Consider the following 19,250-nt stretch of genomic DNA (forward strand, 5'->3'; position numbering starts at 1 on the left):
ATCCGTGGGCCGGTGACCGGTCCGGAGCCGCGCATGACCGCCTTTTCGGCCTCTCCCGTGATACCCGCCGCATGAGATCGAGCGAAGTCCGGCCCCTGACGGCCGAGGGCGACGCCTTCGCGGTCCTCGAGCGCCTGCTCGCCTGGGCGGCCTGGAGCCATGCCCGCGCCTGCGCCCTCCTCGTCGCCATCGGCCTCGTCTGCTTCCTGCCGGGCCTCGCCTCGCTCCAGCCCATGGATCGCGACGAGCCGCGCTTCGCCCAGGCCTCCAAGCAGATGCTGGAGACGGGCGACTTCGTCGATATCCGCTTCCAGGGGGAGGCCCGTCACAAGAAGCCCGTGGGGATCTACTGGGCGCAGGCGGCGATCGTCGGCGCCGCCGAGGCGCTCGGCGTGCCGGGGGCGCGCACGACGATCGGGCTCTACCGCATCCCCTCGCTGATCGGGGCGCTCGCCGCCATTCTGCTGACCTACTGGGCGGCGCTGGCCTTCCTGCCCCGGCGCGGGGCGCTGCTCGCCGCCGCCCTGTTCGGGGCCTGCGTCATGCTGGCGGCGGAAGCCCATCTCGCCAAGACCGATGCGCTGCTGTGCGCCTGCGCCACCGCGAGCCTCGGCGGCCTCGCCCGGGCGTGGCTGCGGCGGGGCAACCCGCTCGCCACCGGCACCGTGGTGGCGTTCTGGCTTGGGCTCGCGCTGGGCCTTCTGGTGAAGGGCCCGATGGTGCCCCTGTTCTGCGCCCTGCCGGCCCTCGTTCTCTCCGTGCGGGTCCGCTCGGCGGCGTGGCTGCTGGCGCTCCGCCCCGGCCTCGGCCTGCCCATGACCCTGGCGCTGGTCGCCCCCTGGTTCCTCGCCATCGCGTGGAAGAGCGGCGGCGCCTTCTACGGCGAGGCGGTGGGCCACGACATGCTGGGCAAGGTCGGCGGCGGGGCCGAGAAGCACTGGGCGCCGCCCGGCACCTACGCCATCGTGTTCTACGCCACCTTCTGGCCGGGCGCGGCCTTCGCGGCCCTGGCGATCCCGTTCGCTTGGGGCCGGCGGGGCACCGACGCGGTCGCCTTCCTGCTGGCCTGGATCGTGCCGGCCTGGCTCCTGTTCGAGGCGGTGCCGACGAAGCTGCCGCATTACGTCCTGCCCCTGATGCCGGCCGTGGCGATCCTGACCGTGCTGGCGCTCGCGGCCGGCGCCCTCGATCCCGCCCGGCGCGGCGCCCGGGCGGTGGCGGGCCTCGTGGTCCTCATCCCCGCCGGCCTCACCCTCGGCCTGACCTGGGCGGCCTGGAGTTTCGACCGGACGATACCGTGGGCCGGCCTGCCGGGCCTCGTCGCGGCCTGCGCCGTCGCCGTCCTCTCCTGGCGCGCCTTCGGCCGGGCGGCCCCTGAGCGGGCGCTGCTGCTGGCGATCCTCGCCGCCTGCCTGCTCTCCCCGGCGGTGTTCGGCCTGACCCAGCCGGATCTCCCCGCCCTCAAGGTGTCGCCGCGACTCGCGGCCATCCGCGATTCTCTGCCCTGCGCGAACCCGAAGGTCGCGAGCCTCGGCTACCGCGAGCCCAGCCTCGTCTTCCTCGTCGGCACCGATCTCGCGACCCCCTCCACGGCCGCGGAGGCGGCGGCCTTCCTCGCGCAAGGCGGCTGCCGCCTCGTTTTCGTCGACAGCCGCTCCGCCGCCGCCTTCGACGCGGCCATCGCGGCGGGCACGATTCTGCCTCGGGTGGTGGGGCAGGTTTCCGGCTTCAACATCAACGGCGGCCGGCGGGTCGACCTCTCGGCCTATGCGGTGATCCCTTGAACGCTCAGTCTCCGACCTTACGCCTCTCCGTGGTGGTTCCGGTGAAGAACGAGGCCGGCAACATCGCCGGCCTGCTCGCCGAGATCGAGGCCGCCTGCGCGGCGCTTGCCCCCTTCGAGGTGATCTACGTCGACGACGGCTCGACGGACGCGACCCTGGCCCTCCTCACCGAGGCCGCCCGCGCCAGGCCGTGGCTGCGGGTGCTGCGCCACGCCCGCAGCGGCGGCCAGTCGGCGGCCGTGCGCAGCGGCGTCGCGGCGGCCCGCGCGACGATCGTCGCCACCCTCGACGGCGACGGCCAGAACGATCCGGCCTTCATCCCGGCCCTGTTCGCCGCCCTGGAGGCGGGGGGGCCGAGGGCCGGCCTCGCGCAGGGCCAGCGGATCGGGCGCAAGGACGGGCGCCTCAAGACGCTCCAATCGCGCATCGCCAACGGGGTGCGCGGCCGCATCCTGCGCGACGCCACCCGCGACACCGGCTGCGGCCTCAAGGTGTTTCGCCGCGACGTCTACCGGGCGCTGCCGGCCTTCGACGCCCTGCACCGCTTCATGCCGGCGCTGGTCGCCCGCGAGGGCTTCGCCGTGGTCCACCGCGACGTGGTCGACCGGCCGCGCTTCACCGGACATTCGAATTACGGCCTGTTCGACCGGCTCTGGGTCGGGATGCTCGATCTCGCCGGGGTGTGGTGGCTGATCCGCCGCAAGCGCCCGGCGCCCCCGGTCACCGAAGTGACGCCCTGACGTGACGTCTTGTAAGGTGCGGCCATGATCATCCAGCTCGCCGCGGATCTGCGCGGCTACGTCTACGACGTGTTCGTGACCCGGTTCGACGGCTGGCTCGTGTTCGGCATCGCCGCGCAGGCGGTGTTCGGCGCCCGCTTCATCCTGCAATGGCTCGCCTCGGAGCGGGCGGGCAAGAGCGTGATGCCGCTCTCGTTCTGGTTCCTCTCCATCGCGGGCGGCCTCATGACCCTCGTCTACGGGTTGGTGCGGCGGGAGCCCGTGATCATTTTCGGACAGGCCCTGTCGACGGGCATCTATCTGCGCAACGTCGCCCTCATCCTGCGGGAGCGCCGGGGCCGATGAACCCCGCCCCCCTGCCGGCCTTCTACGACGACCTCGACGCCAGTCTCTTCGAAGTCTGGCGCCTGCTGCGGGAGGGGCCGGTCCTGCGTCGCAACGCCTTCCACATGCCCGCACTCGCCACCGTCGACGCCGACGGTTCTCCGCAGGTCCGCACCGTGGTCCTGCGCGAGGCCGATCCGGCGATGGGGACGCTGCGGTTCCACTGTGACCGCCGCTCGGCCAAGGCCGCTGACATCGCCGCCACGGGCCGGGCCGCCCTGCACGGCTACGACACGGCCTCGAAGATCCAGATCCGGGTCTCGGGCACGGCCCGCCTCCACACGGACGACGCGGTGGCCGACGCCGCCTGGGACGGCTCGCGGATCATGAGCCGCACCTGCTACGGGATCGCGCCGGCCCCCGGCACGGCCCTGCCTGCGGGCGACGCCTACACCCAGCCGGCGGACGGCGCCGACCTCGACGGAGGCCGCCCGAATTTCTGCGCCGTGGTGGTGACGGCGACCCGCCTCGACTTCCTGTTCCTCGACCGGCGCGGCCACCGCCGGGCGGGGTGGGTGCGCGATGGGGCCGGCTGGGCGGGGCGGTGGCTGGCGCCGTGAGGGGCGCGTGACTCACATCGCCGCGCGCAGCCGCGCGAACCCGGCGTCGAGATCGGCCTGCAAATCCAAAAGATCCTCGAGGCCGATATGGAAGCGCAAGGCCGGCCCCTCCGGGGCCCAGGTGGTGGCGGTGCGGTAGGCGCGGCAATCGAACGGGATGACGAGGCTCTCGAAGCCGCCCCAGGAGAAGCCCATGCCGAACAGTTCGAGGCCATCAAGCATCGCTGCCACGGCGCGCTCGGGGGCGGGGTTGAGGATCACGCCGAACAGACCCGACGCCCCGGCGAAGTCGCGCTTCCAGATGGCGTGGCCCGGATCCTCCGGTAACCCTGGATGGAGCACGCGGGCGACCTCCGGCCGGGCTTGAAGCCAGCGCGCCATGGCGAGGCCCTGGGCGCCGTGCTCACGCAGGCGCAGCGCCATGGTGCGCAGGCCCCTGAGCGCCAGAAAGACGTCCTCGGGTCCGGGACACATGGCGAAATGCTCGAAGGTCCGGTGCAGGGCCGGCCAATAGGTTGCGTTGGCCGACGTGAGGCCGAGCAGGAGGTCTGAGCCACCCGAGAGGTACTTGGTCCCGGCCTCCACCGCGATGTCGACGCCCCGCGCGTGCGGCGGGAACAGCAGGGGGGTCGCCCAGGTGTTGTCCATGATCACGGCGGCCCCCCGCGCGTGGACGATCTCACTGATCGCCGGCACGTCCTGCATCTCGAAGCTCTGCGAGCCCGGCGCCTCCACCAGCACCGCCTTGGTGGTGTCCCGCATGAGCGCGCCGATGCCGGCGCCGATCAGCGGATCGTAATACTCGACTTCGACGCCGAAGCGCTTCAGGACCCCGTCGCAGAAGATGCGGGTGGGGCGGTAGGCGGAATCCGACACCAGCAGGTGGTCGCCGGCCGAGACCACGGCCATGAGGGCGACGGTCAGCGCCGCCAATCCCGATGGGGTCAGAACCGTGCCGGCGGCGCCCGCGAGCTCGCTCCAGGCTGTCGTGAGGGATTCCGTCGTCGGCGTGCCGGAGGTGCCATAATCGAAGCGCCCGCGCCGGTGCTTGAGGTCGTCGTAGGTGGGAAACAGCACCGTGGAGCCGCGATAGATCGGGGTGTTGACGAAGCCGTGCTGGGCAGACGGATCGCGCCCGGCATGGACGAGGCGGGTGCTGGCGCCGAAGCGTGCGGGATCGCGGGGCGGGGTGTCGGACATCGGCGCCTTCGAGGGGGATTTTGGATTGGGGCGACCACAGCCCGGTGCGGGGTGGGCCGTCAAGTCGGGCCGTGGCTGCGATCGCCGAGGGGGAGTCTCGTGGCCGTGAAGCGGCCGGTCCGACGCGATCCGCGCGCGGCGCGTTCACCCCAGGATACGACTCAGGAACGCCCGCGTGCGGGGATGCCGCGGCTGGTCGAAGAACGCCTCCGGCGGGGCGATCTCGACGATCTGGCCCTCGTCCATGAACACCACCCGGTCGGCCACGGCCCGGGCGAAGCCCATTTCGTGGGTGACGCACAGGAGCGTGGTGCCGCCGCGCGCGAGATCCGTCAGCACCGCGAGGACCTCCCCCACCATCTCGGGGTCCAGCGCCGAAGTCGGCTCGTCGAGGAGCATCACATCGGGTTCGAGGCTCAAGGCACGGGCGATGGCCACCCGCTGCTGCTGGCCGCCGGAGAGTTCGGCGGGACGCCGCCCCGCCAGATCCGCAAGGCCGACCCGGTCGAGGTGTCCCAGGGCGAGGGCACGAGCCGCTGCGAGGCCGACGCGGCGGACATGGAGCGGCGCCAGGGTGCAGTTTTCCAGCACGGTGAGGTGCGGGAACAGGTTGAACCCCTGGAACACCATGCCGACCCGGGCGCGCACGGCGTCGGCGGCCTTCGCGCCGCCGTCGAGGGTGACGCCCGCCACCCGGATCGTGCCGGCTCCATGCGCCACGAGGCCGTTGACGGTGCGAATGAGGGTCGATTTGCCCGAGCCCGAGGGGCCGCAGATCACCACGGTCTCGCCCGGCGCCACGGCGAGGTCGATGGCGCGCAGCACGTGGGTGGTACCGAACCAGGCGTGGACGCCTGAGAACTCCACGGCGGGCATCGGCCCGGCGGGCGGGATCATCGCACCGCCCCCGCCGCGAGCCGCCGCTCGATGAAGCCGGCGTAGCGGGCCATGCCGAAGCAGACGGCGAAATAGAACAGGGCCGCGAACACGTAGGCCGTCACCGGCACGGCGGGGGCCGACCAGCGCGGATCGGCGCGGGCCGCCTCGAGCACCCGGACGAAGTCGGCAAGCCCCACGATGGCCACGAGGGTGGTGTCCTTGAACAGGCCGATGAGGGTGTTGACGATGCCCGGCACCACGATCTTCAGGGCCTGGGGCAGCACCACGGCGCGGGTGGCCTGGAACGGCGTCAGCCCCAGCGCCAGGGCGGCTTGTCGCTGCCCGGCGGGAATCGCCTGGAGGCCGCCGCGCACCACCTCGGCCATGTAGGCGGAGGCGAACAGGGCGATGCCGACGAGGGGCCTCACGAGGCGGTCCACCGTGAGGTCGCCCGGCAGGAACAGGGGCAGCATCACGTTGGCCATGAACAGCACGGTGATGAGGGGGACGCCGCGCCAGAACTCGATGAAACCGATGCAAAGGATGCGCACCACCGGCCAGTCCGAGCGCCGGCCGAGCGCCAGGAGGATGCCGAGCGGCAGGGCGGCGACGATGCCGACGCCCGACACCACCACGGTGACGAGGAGGCCGCCCCACAGGGCGGTGGCGACGGAGACAAGCCCGAGGGCGGGGGCTCCGGCGAGCAGGACATAGGCGAGCACCGGGACCACCAGGAACAGGTAGACGGCCCCCCAGGTCCGCTTCGGAGCGCCGAGCCACAGCATCCAGGCGACCCCGAAGGCGAGGAGCCCGAAGAACAGGTTCGGCCGCCAGCGCTCGGCCGTCGGATAGGAGCCGTAGGCGAGGTAGTTGATCTTGTCGCCGATGAAGGCCCAGCAGGCCCCGACCGGATGGCCCACCACCTCCGGTCGGCAGGCCTCGCCCGACGCGCCGGTCCAGACGGCCTCGACGACGAGGAAACGGAACGCCGCCGGCACGAGCCAGACGAGGGCCGCCAGGATCGCCAGGGTGACGAGGCCATTGGCGAGATCGGGAAACAGGGTCGCGCGAATCCGGGCGAGGGGGCCACTGATCCGGCGCGGCGGCGGGGCCGGGGGGATCATGCTCTCGCGCACGAACCGCTTGTCCGGATTCATGGTGTCCGGATTCATGCGCGGCTCCCGGCCACGCGGGCATTGTAGCGGTTCATGACCAGGGCCGTGACGAGGCTCAAGGTCAGATAGACCGCCATCGTCAAGCTCACCACCTCCACCGCCTGGTTGGTCTGGTTGAGCACCGTCCCCATGAACACGTGCACGAGGTCGGGGTAGCCGATGAGCACGGCCAGCGATGAGTTCTTCGTGATGTTGAGGTACTGGCTCGTCAGCGGCGGCACGATCACCCGCATGGCCTGGGGCAGCACGACGAGGCGCAGGGCCTGGGCGCGGCTCAGCGACAGGGCGGCGGCGGCCTCGCGCTGGCCCTGTGCCACGCTGTCGAGCCCCGCCCTGACGATCTCGGCGATGAAGGCGGCCGAATAGGTCGAGAGCCCGATGAGGAGCGCGGCGAATTCCGGCCGCACGGCCAAGCCGCCCTCGATGTCGTAGGGGCCGCGCACGGGCCACGCCACCGGCACGGGATGGCCCGCAAGCGCGAGGCCGATCCAGGCCAGCGCCGGCAGGCCGAGGCAGAGGAGGGCGCTCAGGCTCAGCACCGGCCCGGGTTTTTTGCCCAACGCCACGGCGCGGCCCCGGGCCTGGACAAGGAGCCAGACCGCCGCGAGGCCGATCCCGAAGGCCAGGGGCACCGCGGCGGCCGATCCCCAAAAATCGGGGCGCGGCAGGAACAGGCCGCGCTGGCTGAGGAACGCCGCCTGTCCGAGGGCCGCCGGATCGCTCGCCGGGGGCAGGGCGACCCGCACGGCGACGTACCAGACCAGCAATTGCAGCAGCAGCGGCAGGTTGCGGAAGAGCTCGACATAGGCCGCCGCGAAGGCGCGCAGGAGGGGGTTCTCCGCCCGCCGGGCGATGCCGACGGCGAAGCCCAAACCCGTCGCGATCCCGATGGCCAACCCTGAGACCAGCAGGGTGTTGAGGAGCCCGACGAGGAACGCGTCGAGGTATGTGGCGGTGGCGGCCGCGTACGGAATCAGGCTCTGGCCGATGTCGAATCCGGCGGGGCGCCCCAGGAAGCCGAACCCGGCGACGATCCCCTGGCGCGCGAGCTTTTGCGCGGCGTTGCTGGCGGCGAGATACGCGAGGGCGGCCAGCGCCAGGATCAGGAGGGCCTGGACCGCGAGGGCGCGCCAGCGCAGGGGCGTGCGGGGATCAGGCATGGCGCGATGGTCCCCGCCGAACGATCGGACTCGTGAGTTCGAGGCGCGACCGGCTCCCTCTCCTGGAAGGAGAGGGTTGGGGAGAGGTGTGTGACCTGTCCGGAGAAGTCACACACCTCACCCTGTCCCTCTCCTTCCAGGAGAGGGGACCCGCGTCGTCAGGCCTGATGTGCGCGGCTCGCGGGTGAGGGTGTGCGCCTCGAAAAGACCCCCTCACCGGATCGGCGGCCCGTATTGCAGGCCGCCCTGGTTCCACAGGGCGTTGCGGCCGCGCGGGATCTTGAGGGGGGTGGCGTCGCCGAGGTTGCGGGCGAAGCTGTCGCCGTAATTGCCGACGTGGCGCACGATGCGGAAGACCCAATCGGCCGTCAGGCCGAGGCGCTCGCCGTAGGCACCCTCGAGGCCGAGGATGCGCCGCACGTCGGGGCTCGGGGCGTCGTCCCGCATCCGCGCGACGTTGGCTTGGCCGATCCCCGCCTCCTCGGCGTCGAGCATGGCGTAATGGGTCCAGGCGACGAGGTCGCGCCACTGGTCGTCGCCCTGGCGCACCCCGGGGGCGAACGGCTCCTTGGAGATGGCCTCCTCCAGGATCACGTGCTCGTCGGGATGGGCGGTCTTCAGGCGCTCGCCGTAGAGGGAGGACTGGTCCGTCGAATAGGCGTCGCAGCGTCCGGATTCGTAGGCGCCGAGCGTCTGCTCGCTATTGGCGAAGGTGACGACCCGGTAGGTCAGGCCCCGGGTGCGGAACCAATCCGCGAGGTTGAGCTCCGTGGTGGTGCCCTGCTGCAGGCAGATCGTCGCCCGGTCGAGCCCCTTCACGGCGGTGATGCCGAGGGATTTGCGCACGAGGAAGCCCTGCCCGTCGTAGAAGGTGATGGCGGGAAAGTTCATGGCCGCCGTGTCGCGGGACAGGGTCCAGGTGGTGTTGCGGGCCAGCACGTCGATTTCGCCCGATTGCAGGGCGGTGAAGCGCGCGGCGGACGATTGCGGGATGAAGCGCACGGCCTGCGGATCATCGAAGATCGCCGCCGCCAGGGCCCGGCAGAAATCGACGTCGAGGCCGGTCCAACGGCCCTGACCGTCGGGCACGCTGAAGCCCGCCACCCCGGGGCTGACGCCACAGACGAGGTGCCCGCGCGCCTTGACCTGCGCCAGGGTGCGCTCGGCCGGCGCCGGCTCGGCCGAGGCGGGGAGGGGGACGAGGAGCGCGAGGCCGAGGAGCAGAGCGGCCTTCGGGGGTAGGGCAGCCTTCGGGGGTAGGGCGGCTTGGGGTCGAACCACGCGCATCCGTCTCCGCGATCGGGGGTATCCGGGCGTCTTCTACCAGCGACGCCCGGCCGAGCGAACCCTCTAGCCCTCGGCCTCCGGCGAACCGGCCTCCTCGTAGGCCTGGAGCCAGGCCTGCCGGTCGTCCGAGCCCTCCGGGTAGGGGCAGGACTCGGCGGGTTTGCCGTACAGGCGGGCGTTGCGGCCCTGGATGAAGGCGCTGTCGCTGGCCGTGGCCGTGGCGTTGGGATCGGTGGCCATATCAAGACTCCGTGAAGCGGGACGACGCGGGCCGCGCCGCCGTGCGGTTCATTAACGGTCCTGCGCTACGGGTGTTGCGGTCCACGTTCCTTGCGTATCTTGGAAGTGCGTTCCCGTGCGTATCCTGCGTTCCCTCCTCGTGGCGGGACTCTTCGGAGTCAGCCTCACGATCATCGGTTTCACCTGCGTCGACCGCCTCGATCATCCGGCGGCGACTCCCACGACCGCCCTGGCCCGCCCGGTGATGGCCGAGCCCCTCGCCACAGGCTCGATCGCGACAAGCGCGGTGTCCCCGGCGCCCGAGGCGCCCGCCCCGGTCAAGGCCGCCAAGGTGGCCCGGAAGGCGATGGAGGGCTTCGACACCGAGCGCCTCAACGCCCTCATGCGCGGCGATCCCTCGGTCACCCTGTCGCGCACGCGCTGATCGAACGCCTGCTATAAGCTCCCCCGCGCGGGACGGCCCGCGCGGGGGAGCCGGGTTTGGGCCTGATCTACGCGCTCGGCGCCTATCTCAGCTGGGGCCTCGTGGTGCCGGTGCATTTCCGGCTCCTCGACGCGGTGCCGGCCGAAAGCATCCTGGCTCACCGCATCGTCTGGTCGGCCGTCCTCGTGGCCGGGCTCCTCGCGGCCCTGCGGCGCCGTATCCGCAATCCGTTCCCCCTTCGGCCCCGCCACGGGTTACTCGTGCTCTCGGCCGGCCTCATCGGGGTGAACTGGTTGCTCTACCTGCGGGCGGTGCAATCGGGGCACATGCTGGATGCGAGCCTCGGCTACTTCATCAACCCGCTCATAAGCGTGGTCCTCGGCGCCGTGGTGCTGGGTGAGCGCCTGCGCCCCGTCCAGGGAGCCGCCGTGGCGCTGGCCGCCGGGGCCGTGCTCCTGGCGGTGGTCCTTGCCGGCCACCTGCCCTGGCTGTCCCTGGCGCTGGCCGCGAGCTTCGCCCTCTACGGCCTCGTGCGCAAGGTCGTGGGCGTCGACGCCGTGGTGGGCTTCGCCGCCGAGACCGTCGTGCTGCTGCCCGTGGCGTTGGGCTACCTCGCCCTGTTCGCGCCGCCCGTGATCGAGGGAAATATGACGCGGGCCGGCCTCCTCGTGCTCACCGGCGTCACCACCGCCCTGCCGCTGATCTGGTTCGCGGCGGCCGCCGAGCGCCTGACGCTCGCGACCCTCGGCCTCATGCAGTACCTCGCCCCGAGCTGCCTCCTCGTGCTCAGCGTGACGGCCTACGGCGAGCGCCTCGAACCCCACCGGCTGGTGCTGTTCGGCCTGATCTGGCTGGCGCTGGCCCTCTACGCGGCGGATGCGTTCCAGGCGGCGCGGCGTGCGCGGGAAGCTTGAACCGCTCGCTCCGGCGGGGGCGCCGTGCGAGGCTCGTCCGCCGGAGGGAGACCGCATGAGCCGCAACCGCATCACCGACATTCCCGGCCTACGCGTCGGCCACGCGCAGGACCTGCGCCTCGGCAGCGGCGTCACGGCGATCGTCTTCGACGAGCCCGTTGTGGCCGGCGTCGATGTCCGGGGCGGCGGGCCGGGGACGCGGGAGACCGACCTCCTCGATCCCGAGCGCACGGTGGAGCGCATCGACGCCTTGGTGCTCTCGGGCGGCTCGGCCTTCGGCCTCGACGCGGCGGCGGGCGCCATGGCGGCGCTCGCCGAGGCCGGACGGGGCTTTCCCGTGGGGTCCGCCCGCGTGCCCATCGTGCCCGGGGCCGTGCTGTTCGACCTCCTCAACGGCGGCGACAAGGCATGGGGCGACGGGGATCCGGGCCGGTTCCCGCCCTACCGGGAGCTCGGCGACGCGGCGGCGCGGGCGGCGGCCCTGGATTTCGCCCTCGGCTCCGTCGGGGCCGGCACGGGGGCGACCACGGCCAACCTCAAGGGCGGGGTCGGCTCGGCCTCGGCCGAGGTGCCGGGCGTCGCCGCGCGGGTCGGGGCGCTCGCCGTCGTCAACGCCTTCGGCCGGGTCACCGTGGGCGACAGGGCACGGTTCTGGGCGGCACCCTACGAGATCGGCGACGAGTTCGGGGGCTTAGGCTTTCCCAAGGCGATGCCGGACGAGGCGTTCGACTGGCCGCGCAAGGGGCTGGCGGGGGCCAACACGACACTGGCCGTCGTCGCCACCGATGCGATCCTGTCGAAAGCGCAGGCCCGGCGCCTCGCGGTGATGGCCCAGGACGGCCTCGCCCGGGCGATCCACCCCGTGCACACGCCGCTCGACGGCGACATCGTCTTCGCCGTGGCGACGGGGCGGGTGCCGCTCGCCGACCCCGTCCTCGATCTCGCGCGCCTCGGCGACGCCGCCGCCCGGACCCTGGCGCGGGCCGTCGCCATCGGGGTGCATCGGGCGACGTCCCTGCCGGGCCTCGACCGGATGCCCCCGGCCTGGGCAGAGTGTTTCGAAGCAGGAACCTAGAATCAGGGTCCGAAGGGCCGAGCCCTTCGCGGAGCCAGGGCGGCGCCCCGGTCTCTCTGTCGGGCTCTGCCCGACACCCGCCGAAGGGGTGCCCCGTTCGGGATCCCGGATCGGCTCAACCCTGCGCCTCGGCCTTGGCATCGGCGATGAGCCCGGCCAGCCCGGCATCGACCTCGGCGCCGAGCATCGCCCGCTCGGCCTCGGTGAGGTCGGCGGCCCAGCCGCGCTGCCCGAACCCCTCGGCGCATTTGGCCCGCTCGGCGGTGAGGTAGGCTTCCGTCTCGGCGGGCTGCGTCCGCATGGCGTGGACGAGGCCGAACCAAGCCGCGCGCTCCACCACGGCGAGGCGGGCGCGCAGGCGGATCATCACCGCGCGGTCGGGGGCGATCGTGTCCATGTGGGGCCGGCTTCCTGTCGGGCACTCAGCGCCGCGGTTCGCAGCGCGTCTTCACGTAGGTGTCCCGATCGTTGCCGTGGCCCGCATTGGCGGCGAGGACCGGCCCCTGCATCAGACACTCCTGAAGGGTGTGGGCCGGGCCGGTGATGATGTCGAGGGCCGTCTCCCGCGAGCAATCGGGGGCCCGGACGGTGGAGGCGCAGACGAGGGCGACGACGAGGACTGGGTTCATGACCCGATCACTTGGCGCAGGTGGCCGGCGCGGCAAGGGCAGGGCGACCGCGAACCTGCATGGAAATGCCGGATTCGGCGTCGCACCCGGCCTTCACACCCAGTTCAGCACCGCGATCCCGCTTCGTATTTGATTTGTTCCGAAACCAATACGGCACAATTTTGCTATGATTAACATCCTAGGTTCTGCGACCTAGGATATTAGACCTATGTTCAGACCGGTGCAGAGTGACGTCTGAGACAAATCAAGAACATAATGGAACAAACCTGTGGACGCTCCCGATGGCGTCCGATCCCGCCCCGCCGCCCGGTGTTAAGATCTTCGTGCGAGAGCCAGTGCACGGGACAGGTCCCGGGCGAGGAACGGAGCGGGCATGAGCGTCGGCATCGAGATGGGACTGAGCCTGGGGCCGGGCGCGGAGCCTGCCCGCCTCGACCTCGAGGAACTGCTGGCGACCCGTCTCCTGGTCCAGGGCAATTCCGGCTCGGGCAAGTCGCACCTGCTCCGCCGCCTCCTCGAGCAGAGCGCCGGCGCGGTCCAGCAGGTGATCGTCGATCCGGAGGGTGATTTCGTCACCCTGGCGGAGACCTACGGCCACGTGGTGGTGGACGGGGCGCATGGCGAGGCGAACCTCCAGGCCATCGCCGCCCGGGTGCGGGCGCACCGGGTCTCCGTGGTGCTCACCCTGGAGAGCCTCGACATGGAGGCGCAGATGCGCGCGGCGGCCGCCTTCCTCGGCGGCCTGTTCGAGGCCGAACGCAGCCATTGGCATCCGGCCCTCGTGGTGGTGGACGAGGCGCAGATCTTCGCCCCCGCCGCCGCCGGCGACGTCTCGGACGAGGCGCGCAAAGCCTCCCTCGGTGCCATGACCAACCTCATGTGTCGCGGCCGCAAGCGGGGCTTGGCCGGCATCATCGCCACCCAGCGTCTGGCCAAGCTCGCCAAGAACGTCGCGGCGGAAGCCACGAACTTCCTCATGGGCCGCACCTTCCTCGACATCGACATGGCGCGGGCCGCCGACCTGCTCGGCCTCGACCGGCGCGGCGCCGAGCGGTTCCGCGATCTGGCGCGCGGTGAATTCGTGGCCCTCGGACCGGCCCTCAGCCGCCGGCCCCTCGCCCTGCGCATCGGCCCCGTCACCACCTCGGCGCGGTCGGGTTCGCCCAAACTCGTGCCCCTGCCGGCCCCGGCGGACGCGGATCTGCGCGCCCTCATTCTCACCCGCTCGGACGCGGAGAGCGGCCCGGCCTGGGCGCCGGCCCCGCGCACGCCGCCGACCCCGCGGGCCACGCCCGCCGACCTCATGCGCGAACTGAGCGCCTACCGACCCGAGCCCGTGGAGGCGCCCGAGCCCATGAGCGAAGAGGAGATGCGGGCGGGCTGCGAGGCGGTCCTGCGCGGCATCGCCGCCGATCCCGATGCCGGCGGCCAGCCCGTGGCGGTGGTGTATCAGGACTTCCTCGTGCGCTGCCGCATGCGCGGCCTCGACGGCGAATCCTTGAGCCTCGCCGCCTTCCGCCGCCGCCTCGGCGTCGCCCGGGCCGGCATCGACGAGACCGAGCCGGCCGGCGAGGCGGAGGGACGCTGGGACGAGGCCCAGGCCGCCGCCGCCGCCCTGCCGGACGAGGTCCAGGGCCTGTTCCTCATGCTCGCCCGCGCGGCCCTGGCCGGCGAGCCGTGCCCCGGCGACGAGGCCCTGGCCCGGGCCATCGGCAGCCGCTCACCGGGCCGGGCCAAGCGCCTGCTCGCCTATGTCGAGACGCGGGGCGCCATCGTGTGCCGCATGGATTATCGCGGCAATCGGGTCGTCGCCCTGCCGGCCCTGGGCTGCGAGACGGCGCCGGGCGATCCGAAGGCCCCGGTGGGAGACGGCAAGGCTCCGGCGGACGACAAGGCGCCCGCAGCCGAGGCCAAATCCGCCATGGCCAAGTCCGGCCCGGCCAAGTCCGGCCCGGCGGCGCCCGAGATGCCGAGCCTGTTCGCGGCCGAGTAGGACCCGGCCGCGTGGCGCTGCCCTACTTGATCACCGCGCAGGCGATCCGGGGACCGGCGCCGCCGATGGGCTGGGTCACGTGGTCGTCGGGATTGGCGTGGATGATGAGGGCCGAGCCGTCGCCGTCCTTCAGTCCACCCTCGCCGGTCAGCGGGGTCTCGCTCGACACCTCGGCGTTCACCGAGCCGTCGGCGTTGGCGTAGACGTTGGGTAGGTCGCCCTCGTCCGGGCCGTCGGCGTTCAGCAGGCCGTGCTTGCTCTGGTCGTGGTTCACATGGGCCTTCGACTTCTCGAACTTTTCCGTGTCCGAGCAATCGCCGACCGCGTGGAAGTGAATGCCGTGCCAGCCGGGCGGCAGGCCGCCGGGATTGATCGTCACGCGCATCACCAGGGTGTTGGCGCCGTCGCGCAGGGCAATCTTGCCGATGGCCTCACCCTTGCCGTTGCGGATCTCGGATTCGAACGTCTGCGGGGTGGCCGGAGCCGGCGGCGGGGTCTGGGCCGGGGCTTCCTGAGCCTGAGCGGCGCCGGTCGCCAAAGTGGCACCGGCCGCCAGGCCGGCGAGGGAGATGATCGACAGGACGCGTCTCATGGGGCGGTCTTCCTCCGTGCCAGGGGCTTCGAGCCTCAACGAAGCCAACACCCGGACGATCCGGACCGTACCGATAAAGGGCCGTCGCGAAACCCCCGGGGCCGGGTGTTCGGACCCGGGGCCGTCAATCCCCTGCGGTGCGCGCGATGTTGGCGAACCTCGTCGCGGCGGGTCGTACCGTGGACGGCGCGTTGAGATTCTCTTAATCTTTCATATGGTCCGGGCGAATCCTGTTCAATTCGGCTGCCTCGCGCGATCTCGGGGGCTGGACCGCTCGGGAGAGTTCCATGTCCGTGCCCCTTCGCTCGGCCGCCAGCCTGCTGGCTCTGCTGGCCATCAGCTGCGCTGGTGCCTTGCCGGCTCACGCCGCCCCGGAGGGGCGGGCCTGGACCGATCCCCCGGCGCGGGGCGCCGCCCTGACACCGGAGCCTGACGCCGCGCACACCGCTTCGCCCGCGACGTCCGCGCCCCGCGCGGCGGATTCGAAGTCCCGCGCGGCGGATGTGGAGCCTCACGCGGCGGAGTCCGAACGCGACGCGGCGTCTTCCGAGCCGAAGGCCACCGCATCGAAGCGCCGCGTGGCCGTGGCCAAGCCGCGCATCGCGGCGGTCCGATCCCGGAGCGTCGCCGTCCATCCCGGTCCCGTGAGCAGGCCCGCCCGTCCGGCCCCCTCCCGAATCGCCGCTCCGGCCCGGTCCCGGATGTCCAATCCCCGTTCCCCGCGCTACGGCTTCCTGCCGCCGCCCCCGCCGCCCGGGATGGTCTACGCCGTGTCGCGGGTCCAGCGCATCCGCCAAGCCGAGGCGGTGGGTTATCTCGTCATGCGCCGCAGCACCTTCGCGGCGCCCGACGGTCGCCTCGTGTACGACTACCGCCCCTACGACGCCGACGATGAGTGAGGCCGGACACGAAAAACCCCGCCGGAATGGGCGGGGTCGAAGGCCGTGGGCGATGATGGAGCGCTCAGCGCAGGCGGCCGGGGCGGGCCGGTTCGAACACGATGCGGCGATGATAGGCGCACCAGCTCTTGCCGTCCGGCACGGGCGCGCCGCAGCACACGGCGCGGTCGTTGGGTTCGCCGATGATGAACTTGCACACGAATGCCCCCGATTGCGCGAACGGAACCCGCAGGGAGGCGGACGGTTCGGCGATGGCGTCGGCTTCGCCGACCTGGGACATGCGGACAAGCTGATTCATGATGGCGCTCGGCTCACGAAAATCGGGATACCGCAGGCCTCCAGGCCCGGCGGATGATCGAAGATGCCCGTCGCAGTCCGATGGCTCGGTTTCTCCGCCCTGGAATCGCGCACGGCGCGGGGGGCGAAGAGAGCAGCCAAGGTGGCGAAAACGGGACGGGCACGACGCGATCACGTCATGCTGCTGTTATATATGGCGTTCTTCGCATCGCAAACAAGTCTTTGTACGTATGCCTGACCTGGGCTGAACGCATCGGGTCTGCTCCGGTGCTGATTTCGGATGCAGCGGCGCGCGGGATCGGGCATGCCGGTGCCCGAACACCCGCTCCCGTTTTGGCCCGGAGGTCCGATGCGTATCCTCGTGACCGGCAGCGCCGGCTTCATCGGCTATCACCTCGGCCGGCACCTCCTGGCGGCGGGGCACGCCGTCACGGGCCTCGACGGCTTCAGCGATTACTACGATGTCGGCCTCAAGCGCGCCCGCCACGCGGCTCTTGCCGCACACCCGGCCTTCGAGGCCGTGGAGGGGCGCCTGGAGACGGAAGGCCTGCTCCTCGACACCCTGGCGCGGGTGCGGCCCGATGTGGTGGTGCATCTCGCGGCGCAGGCCGGTGTGCGCCATAGCCTGGAGAATCCGGGCGCCTACGTGCAGGCCAACATGGTCGGCACCGCCAACCTCATCGAGGCCGTGCGGGCCCATCCCGTGCGCCATCTCCTGTTCGCCTCGACGAGTTCGGCCTATGGCGGCAACGCCGCGATCCCGTTCCGGGAGACCGATCGGGCGGTGTCGCCCCTCACCCTCTACGCCGCGAGCAAGCTCGCCGGAGAGGCGATGCTGCACGCCTATGCCCACCTGTTCGCCATTCCCACCACGGCGTTCCGGTTCTTCACCGTCTACGGCCCGTGGGGACGGCCCGATATGGCGCTGTTCCTGTTCACGCGAAAGATCCTGGCGGGCGAGCCCATCGAGGTCTTCGCCGGCGGGGCTGCGGAGCGGGATTTCACCTACGTGGACGACCTCGTGGCGGCCATCGCCCGCCTGATGGAGACGCCCCCCGAGGGACCGGGCGGGGCCGGCCCCGTGGGGCCGTTCGACACCCTGAGCCCGGTGGCGCCCTACCGCCTCGTCAATATCGGGGGCGGCCGGCCCGTGCGCCTCGACGCGATGATCGACGCCCTGGAGGCGGCCCTCGGGCGCCGGGCCGAGCGGGTGCTGAAACCCCTGCCGCCGGGGGACGTCGCCCGCACTCATGCGAGCACGGAGCTGCTGCGCGCCCTCATCGGCGCCGTGCCGGAAACGCCCCTGTCGGTTGGCATTCCCGCCTTCGTGGACTGGTACCGGACGTATTACGGGGCCTGACCGAAATCAGGGGTTCGAAGGGCCAAGCCCTTCGCGGGTCCAGGGCAGAGCCCTGGTATCTCTCCGTCGGGCTCTGCCCGACACCCGCCGAAGGGATGATCCCTTCGGAATCCCGGTATGGGATCAGCCGGATTTGGTCTGGCCAACGCTGACAAGCTTGGCCGCGCCGCGGGCCTTTCGCTCGGGCAGGGTGTCGCGGACGGTCTGGGCGATGGATTGGGCGTCGAGGCCGGCCTCGCGGTACATGGCGTCGGGGGTGTTGTGGTCCTGGTAGGTGTCGGGCAGCGTCAGGGTCCGCACCCGCACCCGGCCGGCATCGAGCGCGCCCTTGGCCGCCAGCAGGTGCAGCACCATGGCGCCGAAGCCGCCCACCGAGCCCTCCTCCAGGGTGATCAGGACCTCGTGGGTCGCCGCGAGGTCGAGGATCAGGGCCTCGTCGAGGGGCTTGGCGAAGCGCGCATCCGCCACCGTCACGGCGATGCCCTCGGCCTCCAGGGCGTCGGCGGCCTTGCCGGCCTCCGCGAGGCGGGTGCCGAGGGACAGCAGCGCCACCCGGGCGCCCTCGGGGCGGCGCACGATCCGGCCCTTGCCGATGGGCAGCGCCTCGCCGCGCTCCGGCAGGTCGACGCCCACCCCCTCGCCGCGGGGGTAGCGCAGGGCAATCGGACCCGAATCGTGGGCGTGGCAGGTCGCCACCATGTGGACGAGCTCGGCCTCGTCGGACGCCGCCATCACGGTCATGTTCGGCAGGCAGCAGAGATAGGCGAGGTCGAATGCCCCGGCATGGGTGGCACCATCGGCGCCCACCAGCCCGGCCCGGTCCAGGGCGAAGCGCACGGGCAGGTTCTGCAGGGCGACGTCGTGCACCACCTGATCGTAGGCCCGCTGCAGGAAGGTCGAGTAGATCGCCACGAACGGCTTGTAGCCCTCCGTCGCCAGGCCGCCCGCGAAGGTGACGGCATGCTGCTCGGCGATGCCGACATCGAAGGTCTTGTCCGGATGCGCCTTGCCGAACAGGTCGATGCCGGTGCCCCCCGGCATGGCGGCGGTGATGGCCACCACCTTCGGATCGGCATCCGCCGCCTTGATCAGGCTCTCGCCGAACACCCGCGTGTAGGCCGGGGCGTTGGGCTTGGCCTTGGCCTGCACGCCCGACAGCACGTCGAACTTGACGACACCGTGGTAGCGGTCGGCGCTGGCTTCGGCCGGGGCGTAGCCCTTGCCCTTCTGGGTCACCACGTGGAGCAGGATCGGCCCCTGCTCGGTGTCGCGGACGTTCTTCAGAATGGGGAGCAGGTGGTCGAGGTTGTGCCCGTCGACGGGGCCGACATAGTGGAAGCCCATCTCCTCGAACATGGTGCCGCCGCCGACGACCAGCGAGCGGGCATACTCTTCCGCCGCCGCCGCGCGCTGGTAGAGCGCCTTCGGCAGCAGCTTGCCGAGTTGCTTGGCCGTCTCGCGCAAGCTCCGGTAGGTGCCGCCCGAGGCCAGACGCGCGAAGTAGGCCGACATGGCGCCGACGGGCGGCGCGATGGACATGTCGTTGTCGTTGAGGATGACGATGAGGCGCGAGTGCAGGGCGCCGGCATTGTTCATGGCCTCGTAGGCCATGCCGGCCGACATGGAGCCGTCGCCGATCACCGCGATCATGTTGCGGC

General features: G+C 71.7%; 21 protein-coding genes. 10 read left to right on the forward strand and 11 right to left on the reverse strand.

Annotated features, from left to right (window positions below; genetic code table 11):
• Positions 1-71 precede the first annotated feature (71 nt).
• The 4 genes from BM249_RS05315 to BM249_RS05330 are packed head-to-tail and all read left to right on the forward strand — an operon-like array spanning position 72 to position 3,468.
• Positions 72-1,784, forward strand: coding sequence for an ArnT family glycosyltransferase (locus BM249_RS05315; protein WP_091969667.1), 1,713 nt, complete (start codon positions 72-74; stop codon positions 1,782-1,784).
• Positions 1,781-2,524, forward strand: a complete 744-nt coding sequence (locus BM249_RS05320; RefSeq protein ID WP_091969669.1) for a glycosyltransferase family 2 protein — start codon at positions 1,781-1,783, stop codon at positions 2,522-2,524. The genes BM249_RS05315 and BM249_RS05320 overlap by 4 nt, the downstream gene beginning before the upstream one ends.
• Before the next feature lie 24 nt (positions 2,525-2,548).
• Positions 2,549-2,869, forward strand: a complete 321-nt coding sequence (locus BM249_RS05325; protein WP_091969671.1) for a lipid-A-disaccharide synthase N-terminal domain-containing protein — start codon at positions 2,549-2,551, stop codon at positions 2,867-2,869.
• Positions 2,866-3,468: a pyridoxamine 5'-phosphate oxidase family protein gene (locus BM249_RS05330; RefSeq protein ID WP_091969672.1), complete on the forward strand. Its 603-nt coding sequence runs from the start codon at positions 2,866-2,868 to the stop codon at positions 3,466-3,468. Before BM249_RS05325 ends, BM249_RS05330 begins: the two co-directional genes overlap by 4 nt.
• A 12-nt stretch (positions 3,469-3,480) precedes the next feature.
• On the opposite strand, the gene metC is transcribed toward BM249_RS05330, so the two are convergent.
• From metC to BM249_RS21560, 6 genes are all read right to left on the reverse strand, one after another.
• Complete coding sequence (gene metC / locus BM249_RS05335; protein ID WP_091969674.1) at positions 3,481-4,668, reverse strand: cystathionine beta-lyase; 1,188 nt, start codon at positions 4,666-4,668, stop codon at positions 3,481-3,483.
• A gap of 144 nt (positions 4,669-4,812) precedes the next feature.
• Positions 4,813-5,565, reverse strand: a complete 753-nt coding sequence (locus tag BM249_RS05340) for an amino acid ABC transporter ATP-binding protein (protein WP_280142648.1) — start codon at positions 5,563-5,565, stop codon at positions 4,813-4,815.
• Positions 5,562-6,719, reverse strand: a complete 1,158-nt coding sequence (locus BM249_RS05345) for an amino acid ABC transporter permease (protein WP_244528596.1) — start codon at positions 6,717-6,719, stop codon at positions 5,562-5,564. Before BM249_RS05345 ends, BM249_RS05340 begins: the two co-directional genes overlap by 4 nt.
• On the reverse strand, positions 6,716-7,882 hold the full coding sequence (locus BM249_RS05350; protein WP_091969676.1) for an amino acid ABC transporter permease: 1,167 nt from the start codon (positions 7,880-7,882) through the stop codon (positions 6,716-6,718). The genes BM249_RS05345 and BM249_RS05350 overlap by 4 nt, the downstream gene beginning before the upstream one ends.
• A 213-nt stretch (positions 7,883-8,095) precedes the next feature.
• Complete coding sequence (locus BM249_RS05355; protein WP_244528602.1) at positions 8,096-9,106, reverse strand: amino acid ABC transporter substrate-binding protein; 1,011 nt, start codon at positions 9,104-9,106, stop codon at positions 8,096-8,098.
• Positions 9,107-9,232: 126 nt separating this feature from the next.
• Complete coding sequence (locus BM249_RS21560) at positions 9,233-9,409, reverse strand: ribosome modulation factor (RefSeq protein ID WP_177232327.1); 177 nt, start codon at positions 9,407-9,409, stop codon at positions 9,233-9,235.
• A 115-nt stretch (positions 9,410-9,524) separates the two neighbouring features.
• On the opposite strand from BM249_RS21560, the gene BM249_RS05360 reads away from it, so the two are divergent.
• Genes BM249_RS05360 through BM249_RS05370 form a run of 3 tightly spaced genes read left to right on the forward strand, consistent with a single transcriptional unit; the run spans position 9,525 to position 11,822 of the window.
• On the forward strand, positions 9,525-9,833 hold the full coding sequence (locus tag BM249_RS05360; protein ID WP_091969680.1) for a hypothetical protein: 309 nt from the start codon (positions 9,525-9,527) through the stop codon (positions 9,831-9,833).
• A gap of 56 nt (positions 9,834-9,889) precedes the next feature.
• Positions 9,890-10,747: an EamA family transporter RarD gene (gene rarD, locus BM249_RS05365; protein WP_091969683.1), complete on the forward strand. Its 858-nt coding sequence runs from the start codon at positions 9,890-9,892 to the stop codon at positions 10,745-10,747.
• Between the two features lie 55 nt (positions 10,748-10,802).
• Positions 10,803-11,822, forward strand: coding sequence for a P1 family peptidase (locus BM249_RS05370; protein WP_091969684.1), 1,020 nt, complete (start codon positions 10,803-10,805; stop codon positions 11,820-11,822).
• A 115-nt stretch (positions 11,823-11,937) separates the two neighbouring features.
• Here BM249_RS05370 and BM249_RS05375 read toward each other — a convergent pair whose 3' ends face one another.
• Positions 11,938-12,219 carry a hypothetical protein gene (locus BM249_RS05375; RefSeq protein WP_091969686.1) on the reverse strand — a complete coding sequence of 94 codons (282 nt, stop codon included), beginning with the start codon at positions 12,217-12,219 and terminating at the stop codon, positions 11,938-11,940.
• Between the two features lie 25 nt (positions 12,220-12,244).
• Positions 12,245-12,451, reverse strand: a complete 207-nt coding sequence (locus tag BM249_RS05380; RefSeq protein WP_091969688.1) for a hypothetical protein — start codon at positions 12,449-12,451, stop codon at positions 12,245-12,247.
• Positions 12,452-12,824: 373 nt separating this feature from the next.
• On the opposite strand from BM249_RS05380, the gene BM249_RS05385 reads away from it, so the two are divergent.
• A complete protein-coding gene (locus BM249_RS05385) occupies positions 12,825-14,444 on the forward strand; it encodes a helicase HerA domain-containing protein (protein ID WP_244528597.1) in 1,620 nt (539 codons plus the stop codon).
• Between the two features lie 22 nt (positions 14,445-14,466).
• Here the strand turns inward: BM249_RS05385 and BM249_RS05390 are convergent, their stop codons facing one another.
• Positions 14,467-15,036 (reverse strand): superoxide dismutase family protein, encoded by a 570-nt coding sequence (locus BM249_RS05390; RefSeq protein ID WP_091969689.1) that lies wholly within the window; start codon positions 15,034-15,036, stop codon positions 14,467-14,469.
• Positions 15,037-15,323: 287 nt separating this feature from the next.
• Here BM249_RS05390 and BM249_RS05395 point away from each other — a divergent pair, with 287 nt between their 5' ends.
• Positions 15,324-15,935, forward strand: a complete 612-nt coding sequence (locus tag BM249_RS05395; protein ID WP_091969692.1) for a hypothetical protein — start codon at positions 15,324-15,326, stop codon at positions 15,933-15,935.
• 64 nt (positions 15,936-15,999) lie between these two features.
• Here the strand turns inward: BM249_RS05395 and BM249_RS05400 are convergent, their stop codons facing one another.
• Positions 16,000-16,233: a hypothetical protein gene (locus tag BM249_RS05400; RefSeq protein WP_091969695.1), complete on the reverse strand. Its 234-nt coding sequence runs from the start codon at positions 16,231-16,233 to the stop codon at positions 16,000-16,002.
• Between the two features lie 348 nt (positions 16,234-16,581).
• Here BM249_RS05400 and BM249_RS05405 point away from each other — a divergent pair, with 348 nt between their 5' ends.
• The gene (locus BM249_RS05405) at positions 16,582-17,592 is read left to right on the forward strand and encodes an NAD-dependent epimerase/dehydratase family protein (RefSeq protein WP_091969698.1); all 1,011 of its coding nucleotides are present in this window, start codon (positions 16,582-16,584) and stop codon (positions 17,590-17,592) included.
• Between the two features lie 123 nt (positions 17,593-17,715).
• Here the strand turns inward: BM249_RS05405 and dxs are convergent.
• The coding region (gene dxs, locus BM249_RS05410; RefSeq protein ID WP_091969740.1) for a 1-deoxy-D-xylulose-5-phosphate synthase at positions 17,716-19,250 on the reverse strand (1,535 nt) is incomplete at its 5' end.

It is taken from the genome of Methylobacterium gossipiicola, assembly GCF_900113485.1.
Classification (GTDB): domain Bacteria; phylum Pseudomonadota; class Alphaproteobacteria; order Rhizobiales; family Beijerinckiaceae; genus Methylobacterium; species Methylobacterium gossipiicola.

Bases quoted from the DNA above. Each gene is read 5' to 3' on its own strand.
- BM249_RS05385 (WP_244528597.1), top strand. From the start codon at position 12,825: ATGAGCGTCGGCATCGAGATGGGACTGAGCCTGGGGCCGGGCGCGGAG.
- BM249_RS05380 (WP_091969688.1), bottom strand. From the start codon at position 12,451: ATGAACCCAGTCCTCGTCGTCGCCCTCGTCTGCGCCTCCACCGTCCGG.
- BM249_RS05390 (WP_091969689.1), bottom strand. From the start codon at position 15,036: ATGAGACGCGTCCTGTCGATCATCTCCCTCGCCGGCCTGGCGGCCGGT.
- BM249_RS05315 (WP_091969667.1), top strand. From the start codon at position 72: ATGAGATCGAGCGAAGTCCGGCCCCTGACGGCCGAGGGCGACGCCTTC.
- BM249_RS05345 (WP_244528596.1), bottom strand. From the start codon at position 6,719: ATGAATCCGGACACCATGAATCCGGACAAGCGGTTCGTGCGCGAGAGC.
- BM249_RS05405 (WP_091969698.1), top strand. From the start codon at position 16,582: ATGCGTATCCTCGTGACCGGCAGCGCCGGCTTCATCGGCTATCACCTC.
- BM249_RS05350 (WP_091969676.1), bottom strand. From the start codon at position 7,882: ATGCCTGATCCCCGCACGCCCCTGCGCTGGCGCGCCCTCGCGGTCCAG.
- BM249_RS05395 (WP_091969692.1), top strand. From the start codon at position 15,324: ATGTCCGTGCCCCTTCGCTCGGCCGCCAGCCTGCTGGCTCTGCTGGCC.
- BM249_RS05375 (WP_091969686.1), bottom strand. From the start codon at position 12,219: ATGGACACGATCGCCCCCGACCGCGCGGTGATGATCCGCCTGCGCGCC.
- BM249_RS05370 (WP_091969684.1), top strand. From the start codon at position 10,803: ATGAGCCGCAACCGCATCACCGACATTCCCGGCCTACGCGTCGGCCAC.
- BM249_RS21560 (WP_177232327.1), bottom strand. From the start codon at position 9,409: ATGGCCACCGATCCCAACGCCACGGCCACGGCCAGCGACAGCGCCTTC.
- BM249_RS05325 (WP_091969671.1), top strand. From the start codon at position 2,549: ATGATCATCCAGCTCGCCGCGGATCTGCGCGGCTACGTCTACGACGTG.
- BM249_RS05330 (WP_091969672.1), top strand. From the start codon at position 2,866: ATGAACCCCGCCCCCCTGCCGGCCTTCTACGACGACCTCGACGCCAGT.
- metC (WP_091969674.1), bottom strand. From the start codon at position 4,668: ATGTCCGACACCCCGCCCCGCGATCCCGCACGCTTCGGCGCCAGCACC.
- BM249_RS05340 (WP_280142648.1), bottom strand. From the start codon at position 5,565: ATGATCCCGCCCGCCGGGCCGATGCCCGCCGTGGAGTTCTCAGGCGTC.
- BM249_RS05400 (WP_091969695.1), bottom strand. From the start codon at position 16,233: ATGAATCAGCTTGTCCGCATGTCCCAGGTCGGCGAAGCCGACGCCATC.